Here is an 11,946-nt window from a genome sequence, read left to right as displayed (position 1 = left end):
CAATAACCGGCTCGGTTTTTACAGCTTGATCCAGGTCGCTTTCAGTTCGGTGTACTTGTCGAACGCGTGCAGCGACTTGTCGCGGCCGTTGCCCGATTGCTTGAAGCCACCGAACGGCGCGGTCATGTCGCCACCGTCGTATTGGTTGACCCATACGCTGCCCGCGCGCAAGGCCTTGGCGGTGAGGTGGGCCTTGGAAATGTCCCGGGTCCATACCGCGGCGGCCAGGCCGTAGGGCGTGTCGTTGGCAATCTGGATGGCCTCTTCGGCGGTGTCGAAGGCGATCACCGACAACACCGGGCCGAAAATCTCTTCCTGGGCGATCTTCATGGCGTTGCTCACGCCGTCGAAGATCGTCGGCTCGACATAAGTGCCGCCGGTTTCCTCGAGGATCCGCTGGCCGCCTACCACCAACTTGGCGCCGTCGCTGTGACCGGCCTCGATGTACGAGAGCACGGTATTCATCTGCTGCGTGTCCACCAGGGCGCCGACGTTGGTCGCCGGGTCCAGCGGGTTACCCGGCTTCCAGCCCTTGAGGGCTTCAACTACCAGCGGCAGGAAAGTGTCCTTGATCGAGCGTTCCACCAACAGGCGCGAACCGGCCGTGCACACCTCGCCTTGGTTGAAGGCGATGGCGCTGGCGGCCGATTCGGCGGCAGCCTGCAGGTCCGGCGCGTCGGCGAACACAATGTTCGGGCTCTTGCCGCCCGCTTCCAGCCAGACGCGTTTCATGTTCGACTCGCCGGAGTACACCATCAGTTGCTTGGCGATCTTGGTCGAACCGGTGAACACCAGTGTATCCACGTCCATGTGCAGGCCCAGGGCCTTGCCGACGGTATGCCCGTAGCCGGGCAGCACATTGAGGACGCCTTTCGGGATGCCGGCCTCGATGGCCAGGGCAGCGATACGGATGGCGGTCAGCGGGGATTTTTCCGACGGCTTGAGCACCACCGAGTTACCGGTGGACAGCGCCGGGCCGAGCTTCCAGCACGCCATCATCAACGGGAAATTCCACGGCACGATCGCGCCTACCACACCCACTGGCTCACGAGTCACCAGGCCCAGCTGATCGTGGGGAGTGGCCGCCACTTCGTCATAAATCTTGTCGATGGCCTCGCCGCTCCAGCTCAATGCCTGGGCCGCGCCGGGGACGTCAATATTCAGCGAGTCGCTGATCGGCTTGCCCATGTCCAGGGTTTCGAGCAGGGCCAGTTCTTCGGCGTGCTGCTTGAGCAGGCCGGCGAAACGAATCATGGTGGCTTTGCGCTTGCTGGGCGCCAGGCGTGACCAGACGCCGGAATTGAAGGTGGCGCGGGCATTCTCGACGGCACGTTGGGCATCGGCAACGTCGCAACTGGCGATCCTGCCCAGCAGGCGACCGTCGACCGGGCTTACGCAATCGAAGGTTTCGCCGGACACCGCATCGGTGTATTCACCGTTGATGAAGGCGCGGCCTTCGATCTTCAGGTCGCGGGCGCGTTGCTCCCAGTCGGCACGAGTCAGGGTGGTCATGCGTGTGTCCTCCTCTTATTGAGTAAGAACGCCACGCACCCGGTGCGTAGCGCTTTGAGAAATCTGCCCGGCCTGCCTGGATCAGGCACTGTTTAAAGCCACAGGCACCCGCCACCCTAAACCAGCGGCAGGTCATGTTTCAATATATTTGACATATGCCTGGCAAACAGCCTTGCGATGTTCGTTTTAATAAACATAGACTCTGGCTCTTCCAGCCATTCGCGCCGTCATTACCGGGGATTACCGCATGAGCATCCAGGACATTGTCGATTTCAGCCAGGCCATTACTGCCGCCGACCGCTATCGCCCGGATCCGGCCAAGGTACTCAAGGGCGACCCCGAACAGGCCGTGTTCAACCATTACAACAGCCCGTGCGGCCAAATGAATGCCGGGGTATGGGAAGGTGCAGTCGGCCAGTGGACAGTCAATTACACCGAGCATGAATACTGCGAAATCGTTCAGGGTGTTTCGGTGTTGCGGGACAACGACGGCAATGCCAAGACGCTGCGGGCCGGCGACCGCTTCGTGATCCCGGCGGGCTTCAAGGGCACGTGGGAAGTGCTGGAGCCGTGCCGCAAGATTTATGTGGTGTTCGAACAGAAGGCTTGAATCCCTCCGAAAAGGAAGTTGACACTCTTTCGCTGGTCAATGGCCCGTCAGACCAACGAGACTGCCTGCGGCGCCACGAATTCTATCGTCGCACCGGGTTCGCACAGGATGTGCGGCCAGGCCGCCAAGTGAGCGCCCTAACCTGATTAATGCAAGGAGGCAATATGCCCGTGTTACCCGATCAATGCGATCTCGCCATCGCCCAGTACACCATCGGCCAGAAATGCACCCCTGAGTTGCTCGAAGAGGTTCGCGCCTTGGCCAATGGAGCGCCCGTCCGAGCTACAGGCCCCAAATACCCTTCAAGCTGGGATCTGCGCCCCCGACGCATCAACCTGCAAACCAACGCCGACCGAATCATCATCGGCGTGAGCTGCGGCTGATCCACGCCGTCACCAACCAAGCGGCAACAAAAAAGGCCCGTATCTCGCGATACGGGCCTTTTTCTCAAGAAGGAAAATCAATTACTTGATTTTGCCTTCCTTGTAGATCACGTGCTTGCGAACAACCGGATCATATTTCTTGATCTCGATTTTGTCCGGGGTAGTACGCTTGTTCTTGTCGGTAGTGTAGAAGTGACCAGTACCGGCGCTCGAGATCAAACGAATCAATTCACGCATGATTAGCTCCCTTAAACCTTGCCATCGCGGCGAAGTTCGGCCAGCACGACATCAATGCCGCGCTTGTCGATGATACGCATGCCCTTGGCAGATACGCGCAGACGTACAAAACGTTTCTCGGACTCAACCCAGAAGCGGTGATGCTGCAGGTTCGGCAGGAAACGACGACGGGTTTTGTTGTTTGCGTGGGAAATGTTATTCCCAGTCACCGGACCCTTACCGGTAACTTGACAGACTCTAGACATGCCTCAGCCCTCTAAAACCACATGCCCAACCCGGCATGGGTTGGCCGCTTAATCTCTCAGTCATTTGGCGCCAGGCGCCGCGTTTCTTTAAGGGTCTTACCGGCTACACCTACAGTGAAGGAACCGGGCCCCTAGAAAAGAGCGCTGCTTTATACCAGAAAGACCACAGCGCAACAACAGCCGATGTGATTTGTCTTTCTGGAAAACCACCGCTCAACCGCACCGGGCGGCTGGGGCCAAGGCTGGCGCAGCCCGTGACCGCTCGTCGCTGCAAAATGTTTTTACAGCCTCGCGGCGGGTTGGAGCCGCCCATGCCCGGCGCAGGGTGCCGGAAAATGCAAAAAGGGGATAGTCATTTGCCAGCGAGCCCACTAGGGTAGGCCTTTTCCAGACTGCACTAGCAGATGGGCCTTCGACTTGCACAAGGAAACTGCTCATGCGCCTCGCTGCCCTACCATTGTTGCTCGCCCCTCTGCTGATCAGCCCGTTGGCCCAGGCAGCCGCCCTGAGTGTGTGTACCGAGGCCAGCCCGGAAGGGTTCGATGTGGTCCAGTACAATTCGCTGACGACCACCAACGCTTCTGCCGATGTGCTGATGAATCGCCTGGTGGACTTCGACACCGCCAGCGGTAAAGTCGTCCCGAGCCTGGCCGAGCACTGGGAAGTCTCGACCGATGGCCTGACCTACGTGTTCAAACTGCATCCGCAGGTCAAGTTTCACCGCACCGAGTATTTCACGCCTCGCCGCGACCTGACCGCCGAGGACGTGAAGTTCAGCTTCGAACGCATGCTCGACCCGGCAAACCCTTGGCATCAAGTCGCCCAGAGCGGCTTCCCCCACGCGCAATCCATGCAGCTGCCGTCGCTGATCAAGAAGATCGACGCCCTGGACCCGCTGACCGTGCGCTTCACCCTCGACCACGCCGACTCGACCTTCCTGGCGACCTTGAGCATGGGGTTCGCCTCGATCTATTCAGCCGAGTACGCCGATCTGCTACTGAAAGCCGGCACGCCGGAGAAACTCAACAGCCAGCCGATCGGCACCGGCCCGTTCATCTTCAGTCGGTTCCAGAAAGACGCCTCGATCCGCTACAAGGCCAACGATGCTTATTTTGGTGGCAAGCCCCAGGTGGACCCGCTGATCTTCGCCATCACCCCCGACGCCAATGTGCGCTTGCAGAAACTACGGCGTAATGAATGCCAGATCGCCCTGTCGCCCAAGCCACTGGATGTGCAGGCCGCTCGACAGGAGCCTACGCTCAACGTCGCCCAGACCGACGCTTTCATGACCGCGTTCGTCGCGATCAATAGCCAACATCCCCCGTTGGACAAGCCCGAGGTGCGACAAGCCATCAATCTGGCCTTCGACAAGGCAAGCTACCTCAAGACAGTCTTCGAAGGCACCGCCGAAGCGGCTAAAGGCCCCTACCCGCCGAACACCTGGAGCTACGCCAAGAACCTGCCAGGCTACGCCCACGACCCGGCCAAAGCCCGCGAACTGCTGGCCAAGGCCGGTTTGAAGGAAGGTTTCCAGACCACCATCTGGACCCGTCCTTCCGGCAGCCTGCTGAACCCCAACCCGAGCCTGGGCGCGCAGCTGTTGCAATCGGACCTGGCGGAAATCGGCATCCAGGCAGAGATTCGGGTGATCGAATGGGGCGAACTGATCCGCCGCGCCAAGGCCGGCGAGCATGACCTGCTCTTCATGGGCTGGGCCGGCGACAACGGCGACCCGGACAACTTCCTCACGCCGCAGTTTTCCTGCGCGGCGGTCAAGTCCGGGACCAACTTTGCTCGTTACTGCAACCCGGACCTGGACAAGCTGATCAGCGCCGGCAAGACCACCGGCGAGCAAGGCGTGCGCGCCAAGCTCTACGAACAGGCCCAGGCACAGATCCAGCAGCAGGCCTTGTGGCTACCGCTGGCCCACCCGACCGCCTTCGCCCTCACGCGCAAGGACGTCCAGGGTTATTCGGTAAGCCCGTTTGGTCGCCAGGATTATTCGAAAATCAGCTTCAAGCCGTAAGCTATAAGCTGCAAGCGACTCACAGGTCTCTAGCTTGCCGCTTGAAGCTTGAAGCTTGCAGCCGCTTCACATCCAGCCATACTCCGCCATCGACAACGGCTCCCCGTCGCCGACAATGAAGTGGTCGAGCACCCGCACGTCAATCAGCTCCAACGCCTCTTGCAGCCGCTCGGTGAGCACCCGGTCTGCCTGGCTGGGCTCGGTGTTGCCGGAAGGATGGTTGTGACAGAGGATCAGCGCAGCGGCGTTGTGGGCCAGGGCGCGCTTGACCACTTGCCGTGGATAGACACTGGCGCTGTCGATGGAACCGCGAAACAGCGCTTCGTAGGCCAGCACCCGGTGCCGGGAATCGAGGAACAGGCAGCCGAACACTTCATGGGGTTCGTGGCGCAACATGGCCTTGAGATAATCACGCACCACCAGCGGGCTCTCCAGCACCGACTCTCGCCGCAAGTCCTCGGCCAAGTGCCGGCGCCCCATTTCCAGGACCGCTTGCAACTGGGCAAATTTCGCCGGGCCCAGCCCCAGTTGCGCGCTGAAGGTACGTAAATCGGCTTCCAGCAGACCCCGCAGGCAACCGAATTGATGCAATAGGTGTCGCGCCAGGTCTACCGCGCTTTTGCCGGACACACCGGTACGCAGGAAGATCGCCAACAGTTCGGCATCCGAAAGGCTCGCCGAACCCAATTCCAATAACTTCTCCCGCGGGCGCTCGGCCGCCGGCCAATCACGAATACTCATAGGACCTCCTGGTCAGTGGCGCGCCGCTGTTCCATAGCGGTCGCTGTGATATCGTAGCCCATCTTTTTTGCAGGCGATTTGCCTCCTGGCCCGCTGTTGCCACGGGGTTTGCCTCGCACTGACCACTGAAATCGAAAGGCAGGCCTATGCAGCGGCTGTATCGGAAACGCATCGTTCTGGGCGTCGGCGGCGGCATCGCCGCCTACAAGAGCGCCGAGCTGGTTCGCCGGCTTATCGACCAGGGCGCGGAAGTGCGGGTTGTCATGACCCGCGGCGGCAGTGAGTTCATCACCCCGCTGACCATGCAGGCGCTCTCCGGCCACCCGGTCCACCTGGACCTGCTCGACCCTGCGGCGGAAGCCGCCATGGGCCATATCGAGCTGGCCAAGTGGGCCGACCTGGTCTTGATCGCACCGGCCACCGCCGATTTGATCGCCCGCCTGGCCCAAGGCATCGCCGACGACTTGCTGACCACCCTGGTGCTCGCCACCGACGCGGTGGTCGCTGTCGCTCCGGCCATGAACCAGGCCATGTGGCGCGATCCGGCCACCCAGGCCAATCTCCAGTTGCTCGAAAGCCGCGACCTGAAAGTCTTCGGTCCCGCCTCCGGCAGCCAGGCCTGCGGCGATGTGGGCATGGGCCGCATGCTCGAAGCCAACGACCTGGCCCAGTGCGCCGCCGACTGCTTCCAGCGCCAGGCCCTGACCGGCAAGCACGTGCTGATCACCGCCGGCCCGACCCAGGAAAACATCGACCCGGTGCGCTACATCACCAACCACAGCTCCGGAAAAATGGGCTTCGCCCTGGCCGAAGCCGCCGTTGAAGCCGGCGCCCGGGTCACGCTGATCACAGGACCCGTGCACCTGCCAACACCGGATCGAGTCACCCGAATCGATGTGGTCAGCGCCCGGGACATGCTCGCAGCGTGCGAAGCCGCGATCCCCTGCGACTTGTTCATCGCCTCGGCGGCGGTGGCGGACTACCGTCCCGAGGTCGTTGCCCCGCAAAAATTGAAGAAAGACCCTACGAGCGGCGACGGCCTGCTATTACAAATGGTGCGCAACCCTGACATCCTTGCCACCATCGCCACCCGCCCCGACCGCCCCTTCAGTGTCGGCTTCGCCGCCGAAACCGAAAACCTGCTCGACTACGCCGCGCGCAAGCTCCAGGACAAGAACCTGGACCTGATCGTGGCCAACGACGTCGCCAACCCGAGCATCGGCTTCAACAGTGAAGAGAACGCCTGCAGCGTGATCGACCGCCAGTTGCACGCCACCCTTTTCGCCCAGACCAGCAAGGGCAAGATCGCCCGCCAACTGATCACTTTCATCGCCGAACGGCTGAACCAGGTTTAATTTTCATGCACGCTCTACAAGCCAAGATTCTCGATCCCCGCCTCGGCAGCGAATTCCCGCTGCCGCAGTACGCCACGCCAGGCTCTGCCGGCCTCGACCTGCGGGCAATGCTCAAGCAAGACACCCTCCTGGAACCGGGCCAGACCCTGCTGATCCCCACCGGCCTGTCGGTGTATATCGGTGATCCGGGCCTGGCCGCGCTGATTCTGCCGCGCTCGGGCCTGGGACATAAGCACGGTATCGTGCTGGGTAACCTGGTGGGGCTGATCGACTCCGATTACCAGGGCGAACTGATGGTGTCGTGCTGGAACCGTGGGCAAACCGCATTCAACATCGCCGTGGGCGAGCGCATTGCCCAGTTGGTGCTGGTACCGGTGGTCCAGGCGCATTTCGAGCTGGTGCAGGAATTCGACGAGAGCCAGCGCGGCGCAGGCGGTTTCGGACATTCCGGGACCCACTGATCCAAACGACTCAGGCCGGGGGTCCTGCCCGGCCCAACTATTAAGCTTCTGTTTCAGGGCTACAAAATGCGCAATGGCTTTCTGCTAGGTTTCCCATCCGGAATCAAGGTATTAGGCGAGCGAGGCCGGGGTAACGCTGTCTCATGGCATTTTCCCACCACGAACTCTCTGTCAAAAACGCCGTCATACCCTTCAGCTTGAGCCTGCCGACGCCCGTTGTCGGCCTGTCCAGTCACTTTCCTGATAGAGCGCCCGCCCATGAACACCCCAGCCGCAATCGCCCCGATCTTCCCTGACAGCATCTTCCGCGCCTACGACATCCGTGGCGTGGTACCGGAAACCCTCACCGGCGAAACCGCCTACTGGATCGGCCGCGCCATTGGCTCACAAAGCCTGGCCCAGGGCGAGCCGAATGTGTCCGTTGGCCGCGATGGCCGCTTGTCCGGTCCTGAACTGGTCGAGCAACTGATCAAGGGCATTGCCGACAGCGGTTGCCACGTCAGCGACGTTGGCCTGGTCCCGACCCCGGCGTTGTACTACGCCGCCAACGTACTGGCCGGCAAATCCGGCGTGATGCTTACCGGCAGCCACAACCCGTCGAACTACAACGGCTTCAAGATCGTCATCGCCGGTGACACCCTGGCCAACGAGCAGATCCAGGCGTTGCACACGCGCCTCAAGACCAATGACCTGAGCAGCGGCGAGGGCAGCATCACCAAGGTCGACATCCTCGACCGCTACAGTGACGAAATCGTCAAGGACGTGAAGCTCGCCCGCCGCCTGAAAGTCGTGGTCGACTGCGGCAACGGCGCAGCCGGGGTGATCGCGCCACAACTGATCGAAGCGCTCAATTGCGAAGTGATCCCGCTGTTCTGCGACGTGGATGGCAACTTCCCCAACCACCACCCGGACCCGGGCAAGCTGGAAAACCTGCAAGACCTGATCGCCAAGGTCAAGGAAACCAACGCTGACGTGGGCCTGGCCTTCGACGGCGACGGCGACCGCGTGGGCGTGGTAACCAATACCGGCAGCGTCGTGTTCCCGGACCGCTTGTTGATGCTGTTCGCCAAGGATGTGGTGGCGCGCAACCCCGATGCAGAAATCATCTTCGACGTGAAGTGCACCCGCCGCCTGGTCCCGCTGATCAAGGAATACGGCGGTCGCCCGCTGATGTGGAAAACCGGCCATTCGTTGATCAAGAAGAAAATGAAACAAAGCGGCGCGCTGCTGGCCGGCGAAATGAGTGGCCACATCTTCTTCAAGGAGCGCTGGTTCGGTTTCGACGATGGCATCTACAGCGCGGCGCGCCTGCTGGAAATCCTCAGCAAGGAAAAATCCACCGCTGAAGAGCTGTTCGCGACCTTCCCGAACGATATTTCTACGCCGGAAATCAATATCCATGTGACCGAAGAGAGCAAATTCAGCATCATTGATGCACTGCACGACGCTCAATGGGGCGAAGGCGCCGAACTGACCACCATCGACGGTGTACGGGTCGACTATCCCCAAGGCTGGGGCCTGGTTCGCGCATCCAACACCACGCCGGTGCTGGTGCTGCGTTTCGAGGCCGACAACGAAGCGGAACTGCAGCGCATCAAGGATGTGTTCCACGCCCAACTCAAACGTGTTGCACCCGATCTCCAACTACCGTTTTGATTCATTGAAGCATCACCGGAGCCCTGAATGACCCTCGAACGCGAAGCCGCCGCCCATACCGCCAAGGTCCTGTCCGAAGCGTTGCCTTATATCCGACGCTACGTCGGCAAGACCCTGGTGATCAAATACGGCGGCAACGCAATGGAAAGCGAGGAGCTGAAAACCGGCTTCGCCCGCGACATCGTGCTGATGAAGGCCGTGGGCATCAACCCGGTGGTGGTCCACGGTGGCGGCCCGCAGATCGGTGACCTGCTCAAGCGTCTGTCGATCGAAAGCCACTTCATCGATGGCATGCGCGTCACCGACGCGCAGACCATGGATGTGGTGGAAATGGTCTTGGGCGGTCAGGTCAACAAGGACATCGTCAACCTGATCAACCGCCATGGCGGCAGCGCCATCGGCCTGACCGGTAAAGATGCCGAGCTGATCCGGGCGAAAAAACTCACCGTCACCCGCCAGACGCCGGAAATGACCCAGCCGGAAATCATCGACATCGGCCAGGTAGGCGAAGTGGTCGGCATCAACACCGACCTGCTGAACCTGCTGGTCCAGGGCGACTTCATCCCGGTGATCGCACCTATCGGCGTGGGTGCCAACGGCGAGTCTTACAATATCAATGCCGACCTGGTCGCCGGTAAGGTGGCCGAAGCACTGAAAGCTGAAAAACTGATGCTGCTGACCAACATTGCCGGCTTGATGGACAAGTCGGGCAAGGTCCTGACCGGCCTGTCGACCCAACAGGTCGATGACCTGATCGCGGACGGCACCATCTATGGCGGCATGCTGCCCAAGATCCGCTGTGCACTGGAAGCGGTACAGGGCGGTGTAGGCAGCTCGCTGATCATCGATGGTCGAGTGCCCAATGCGATCCTGCTGGAGATCTTCACCGATACCGGTGTGGGTACTTTGATCAGTAATCGCAAGCGGTCTTAAACGACACCCAAAAAAAGACCCCGCTCAACCTGGTTGGGCGGGGTCTTTTTTTGTATCACGCCTTATAGGCTGGAAGCGCCTGTGGCGGGAGCCGGATTTTTGTGGCGAGGGAGCTTGCTCCCGCTGGGCTGCGAAGCGGCCCCAAGAAAAGCGAGGGCCGCTGCGCGCCCCAGCGGGAGCAAGCTCCCTCGCCACAAAAACTTTCTCACCACAGGTGAAGCGTTTTTCAGACGCCGAACTGCGCCCGATAAGCCTCGACCGCCGGCAAATGCTGCTTGAGCTGTGGATCATCGGCCAAGAACTCCAGCACCTGGTTCAGCGAGACAATGCTGATGACCGGGATGCCGAAATCACGCTCCACTTCCTGAATCGCCGACAACTCGCCGTTGCCGCGCTCCTGGCGATTCAAGGCAATCAGCACGCCGGCGGCCTTGGCGCCGTCCTGGGAGCCGATGATCTGCATCACTTCACGAATGGCAGTGCCGGCAGTGATCACGTCGTCGATGATCAACACTTCACCGGTGAGCGGCGCGCCTACCAGACTCCCGCCTTCGCCATGGGCCTTGGCTTCCTTGCGGTTGAAACACCAGGGCAGGTCACGGCCGTGGTGTTCGGCCAGGGCAACGGCAGTGGCTGCGGCCAGGGGGATGCCTTTGTAGGCCGGGCCGAACAGCACGTCGAACGGGATGCCGCTCTCAACGATGGCCGCCGCATAGAAACGACCCAGCTGGGCCAGGGCCGAACCGCTGTTGAACAGGCCGGCATTGAAGAAGTACGGGCTGGTGCGCCCGGACTTGAGGGTGAACTCACCGAAGCGCAGAACGCCGCGATCGATGGCAAAACGAATGAAATCGCGCTGATACGCCTGCATGAAAAAAAGCCTCAAATACCGCGGATTTAGCTAAATAGGTACACGCCGTGTATCATACACGCACGTGATTTTTGGGGCCATTTATGCGGATCATCAGTGTGAACGTCAATGGTATTCAGGCTGCAGTGGAGCGGGGTTTGCTCAGTTGGCTGCAAGCACAGAATGCCGACGTCATCTGCCTGCAGGACACCCGCGCCTCCGCCTTTGAACTGGACGATGCAGCCTTCCAACTGGATGGTTACTTCCTTTATGCCTGCGATGCCGAAGTTCCCGCCCAGGGTGGCGTGGCTCTGTATTCGCGGCTGCAACCGAAGGCTGTCATCAACGGTCTCGGTTTCGAGACGGCGGACCGCTACGGGCGCTACCTGCAAGCCGATTTCGACAAGGTCAGCATCGCGACCTTACTGCTTCCTTCGGGGCAGAACGGCGATGAAGATTTGAATCAGAAATTCAAGTTGATGGACGATTTCGCCCGTTACCTGGATAAACAGCGGCGCAAACGTCGCGAGTACATTTACTGTGGCTCGCTGTACGTGGCGCAACAGAAGCTGGATATCAAGAACTGGCGCGACAGCCAACAATCCCCGGGCTTCCTGCCGCCGGAACGGGCATGGATGGACGAGATCATTGGCAACATGGGCTATGTCGATGCCCTGCGCGAGGTCAGCCGTGAGGGCGACCTGTACAGCTGGTGGCCGGATAACGAACAGGCCGAGATGCTCAACCTCGGCTGGCGTTTCGACTACCAACTGCTGACGCCAGGCCTGCGGCGCTTCGTACGCAGCGCTCGCCTGCCCCGTCAGCCACGGTTCTCGCAGCATGCGCCGCTGATCGTGGATTACGACTGGACACTGACCATCTGAGTGCCGCCTTCCAGTGGCCTCAATCAGTCCGAGGCAGTCGACCGGCTAAAGAA

General features: G+C 60.8%; 12 protein-coding genes and 1 pseudogene. 8 read left to right on the top strand and 5 right to left on the bottom strand.

Annotated elements, in window-relative coordinates:
* Positions 1–18: 18 nt before the first annotated feature.
* The gene (locus tag ACLEJR_RS05195) at positions 19–1,512 is read right to left on the bottom strand and encodes an aldehyde dehydrogenase (protein ID WP_440796128.1); all 1,494 of its coding nucleotides are present in this window, start codon (positions 1,510–1,512) and stop codon (positions 19–21) included.
* A gap of 247 nt (positions 1,513–1,759) precedes the next feature.
* Here ACLEJR_RS05195 and ACLEJR_RS05190 point away from each other — a divergent pair, with 247 nt between their 5' ends.
* Complete coding sequence (locus ACLEJR_RS05190) at positions 1,760–2,122, top strand: cupin domain-containing protein (protein ID WP_440796130.1); 363 nt, start codon at positions 1,760–1,762, stop codon at positions 2,120–2,122.
* Positions 2,123–2,286: 164 nt separating this feature from the next.
* Entirely contained in the window at positions 2,287–2,505 is a 219-nt protein-coding gene (locus ACLEJR_RS05185; RefSeq protein ID WP_440796132.1) for a peptidase inhibitor, read from the top strand.
* Positions 2,506–2,586: 81 nt separating this feature from the next.
* Here the strand turns inward: ACLEJR_RS05185 and rpmG are convergent, their stop codons facing one another.
* Together rpmG and rpmB are read right to left on the bottom strand one after the other, a co-directional pair.
* Complete coding sequence (gene rpmG / locus ACLEJR_RS05180) at positions 2,587–2,742, bottom strand: 50S ribosomal protein L33 (RefSeq protein ID WP_003177274.1); 156 nt, start codon at positions 2,740–2,742, stop codon at positions 2,587–2,589.
* A gap of 11 nt (positions 2,743–2,753) precedes the next feature.
* Positions 2,754–2,987 (bottom strand): 50S ribosomal protein L28, encoded by a 234-nt coding sequence (rpmB, locus tag ACLEJR_RS05175; RefSeq protein ID WP_007921114.1) that lies wholly within the window; start codon positions 2,985–2,987, stop codon positions 2,754–2,756.
* Between the two features lie 436 nt (positions 2,988–3,423).
* Here rpmB and ACLEJR_RS05170 point away from each other — a divergent pair, with 436 nt between their 5' ends.
* On the top strand, positions 3,424–5,013 hold the full coding sequence (locus tag ACLEJR_RS05170; RefSeq protein ID WP_440796134.1) for an ABC transporter substrate-binding protein: 1,590 nt from the start codon (positions 3,424–3,426) through the stop codon (positions 5,011–5,013).
* 66 nt (positions 5,014–5,079) lie between these two features.
* Here the strand turns inward: ACLEJR_RS05170 and radC are convergent, their stop codons facing one another.
* Positions 5,080–5,754 carry a RadC family protein gene (gene radC, locus ACLEJR_RS05165; protein WP_440796136.1) on the bottom strand — a complete coding sequence of 225 codons (675 nt, stop codon included), beginning with the start codon at positions 5,752–5,754 and terminating at the stop codon, positions 5,080–5,082.
* Positions 5,755–5,900: 146 nt separating this feature from the next.
* On the opposite strand from radC, the gene coaBC reads away from it, so the two are divergent.
* The 4 genes and pseudogenes from coaBC to argB all read left to right on the top strand — a co-directional run bounded on the left by coaBC (position 5,901) and on the right by argB (position 10,159).
* Positions 5,901–7,109, top strand: coding sequence for a bifunctional phosphopantothenoylcysteine decarboxylase/phosphopantothenate--cysteine ligase CoaBC (gene coaBC / locus ACLEJR_RS05160; RefSeq protein WP_245139833.1), 1,209 nt, complete (start codon positions 5,901–5,903; stop codon positions 7,107–7,109).
* Positions 7,110–7,114: 5 nt separating this feature from the next.
* Positions 7,115–7,570: a dUTP diphosphatase gene (gene dut, locus ACLEJR_RS05155; RefSeq protein WP_440796139.1), complete on the top strand. Its 456-nt coding sequence runs from the start codon at positions 7,115–7,117 to the stop codon at positions 7,568–7,570.
* Positions 7,571–7,810: 240 nt separating this feature from the next.
* Positions 7,811–9,226: pseudogene (locus tag ACLEJR_RS05150) on the top strand (phosphomannomutase/phosphoglucomutase); the annotation flags it as partial.
* Positions 9,227–9,253: 27 nt separating this feature from the next.
* On the top strand, positions 9,254–10,159 hold the full coding sequence (argB, locus tag ACLEJR_RS05145) for an acetylglutamate kinase (RefSeq protein WP_440796141.1): 906 nt from the start codon (positions 9,254–9,256) through the stop codon (positions 10,157–10,159).
* Between the two features lie 226 nt (positions 10,160–10,385).
* Here argB and pyrE read toward each other — a convergent pair whose 3' ends face one another.
* Positions 10,386–11,030 (bottom strand): orotate phosphoribosyltransferase, encoded by a 645-nt coding sequence (gene pyrE / locus ACLEJR_RS05140; RefSeq protein ID WP_440812572.1) that lies wholly within the window; start codon positions 11,028–11,030, stop codon positions 10,386–10,388.
* An 83-nt stretch (positions 11,031–11,113) separates the two neighbouring features.
* Here pyrE and ACLEJR_RS05135 point away from each other — a divergent pair, with 83 nt between their 5' ends.
* Positions 11,114–11,893, top strand: coding sequence for an exodeoxyribonuclease III (locus ACLEJR_RS05135; protein WP_440796145.1), 780 nt, complete (start codon positions 11,114–11,116; stop codon positions 11,891–11,893).
* Positions 11,894–11,946 lie beyond the last annotated feature (53 nt).

The sequence above is a fragment of the Pseudomonas sp. SMN5 genome, from assembly GCF_052041925.1.
Lineage (GTDB): Bacteria > Pseudomonadota > Gammaproteobacteria > Pseudomonadales > Pseudomonadaceae > Aquipseudomonas.
This window is presented reverse-complemented; position numbering and strand designations above follow the sequence as displayed.

Excerpts from the sequence above, each read along its gene's own strand:
- ACLEJR_RS05195 (WP_440796128.1), bottom strand. The coding sequence starts at position 1,512 with ATGACCACCCTGACTCGTGCCGACTGGGAGCAACGCGCCCGCGACCTG.
- ACLEJR_RS05190 (WP_440796130.1), top strand. The coding sequence starts at position 1,760 with ATGAGCATCCAGGACATTGTCGATTTCAGCCAGGCCATTACTGCCGCC.
- ACLEJR_RS05185 (WP_440796132.1), top strand. The coding sequence starts at position 2,287 with ATGCCCGTGTTACCCGATCAATGCGATCTCGCCATCGCCCAGTACACC.
- rpmG (WP_003177274.1), bottom strand. The coding sequence starts at position 2,742 with ATGCGTGAATTGATTCGTTTGATCTCGAGCGCCGGTACTGGTCACTTC.
- rpmB (WP_007921114.1), bottom strand. The coding sequence starts at position 2,987 with ATGTCTAGAGTCTGTCAAGTTACCGGTAAGGGTCCGGTGACTGGGAAT.
- ACLEJR_RS05170 (WP_440796134.1), top strand. The coding sequence starts at position 3,424 with ATGCGCCTCGCTGCCCTACCATTGTTGCTCGCCCCTCTGCTGATCAGC.
- radC (WP_440796136.1), bottom strand. The coding sequence starts at position 5,754 with ATGAGTATTCGTGATTGGCCGGCGGCCGAGCGCCCGCGGGAGAAGTTA.
- coaBC (WP_245139833.1), top strand. The coding sequence starts at position 5,901 with ATGCAGCGGCTGTATCGGAAACGCATCGTTCTGGGCGTCGGCGGCGGC.
- dut (WP_440796139.1), top strand. The coding sequence starts at position 7,115 with ATGCACGCTCTACAAGCCAAGATTCTCGATCCCCGCCTCGGCAGCGAA.
- argB (WP_440796141.1), top strand. The coding sequence starts at position 9,254 with ATGACCCTCGAACGCGAAGCCGCCGCCCATACCGCCAAGGTCCTGTCC.
- pyrE (WP_440812572.1), bottom strand. The coding sequence starts at position 11,030 with ATGCAGGCGTATCAGCGCGATTTCATTCGTTTTGCCATCGATCGCGGC.
- ACLEJR_RS05135 (WP_440796145.1), top strand. The coding sequence starts at position 11,114 with ATGCGGATCATCAGTGTGAACGTCAATGGTATTCAGGCTGCAGTGGAG.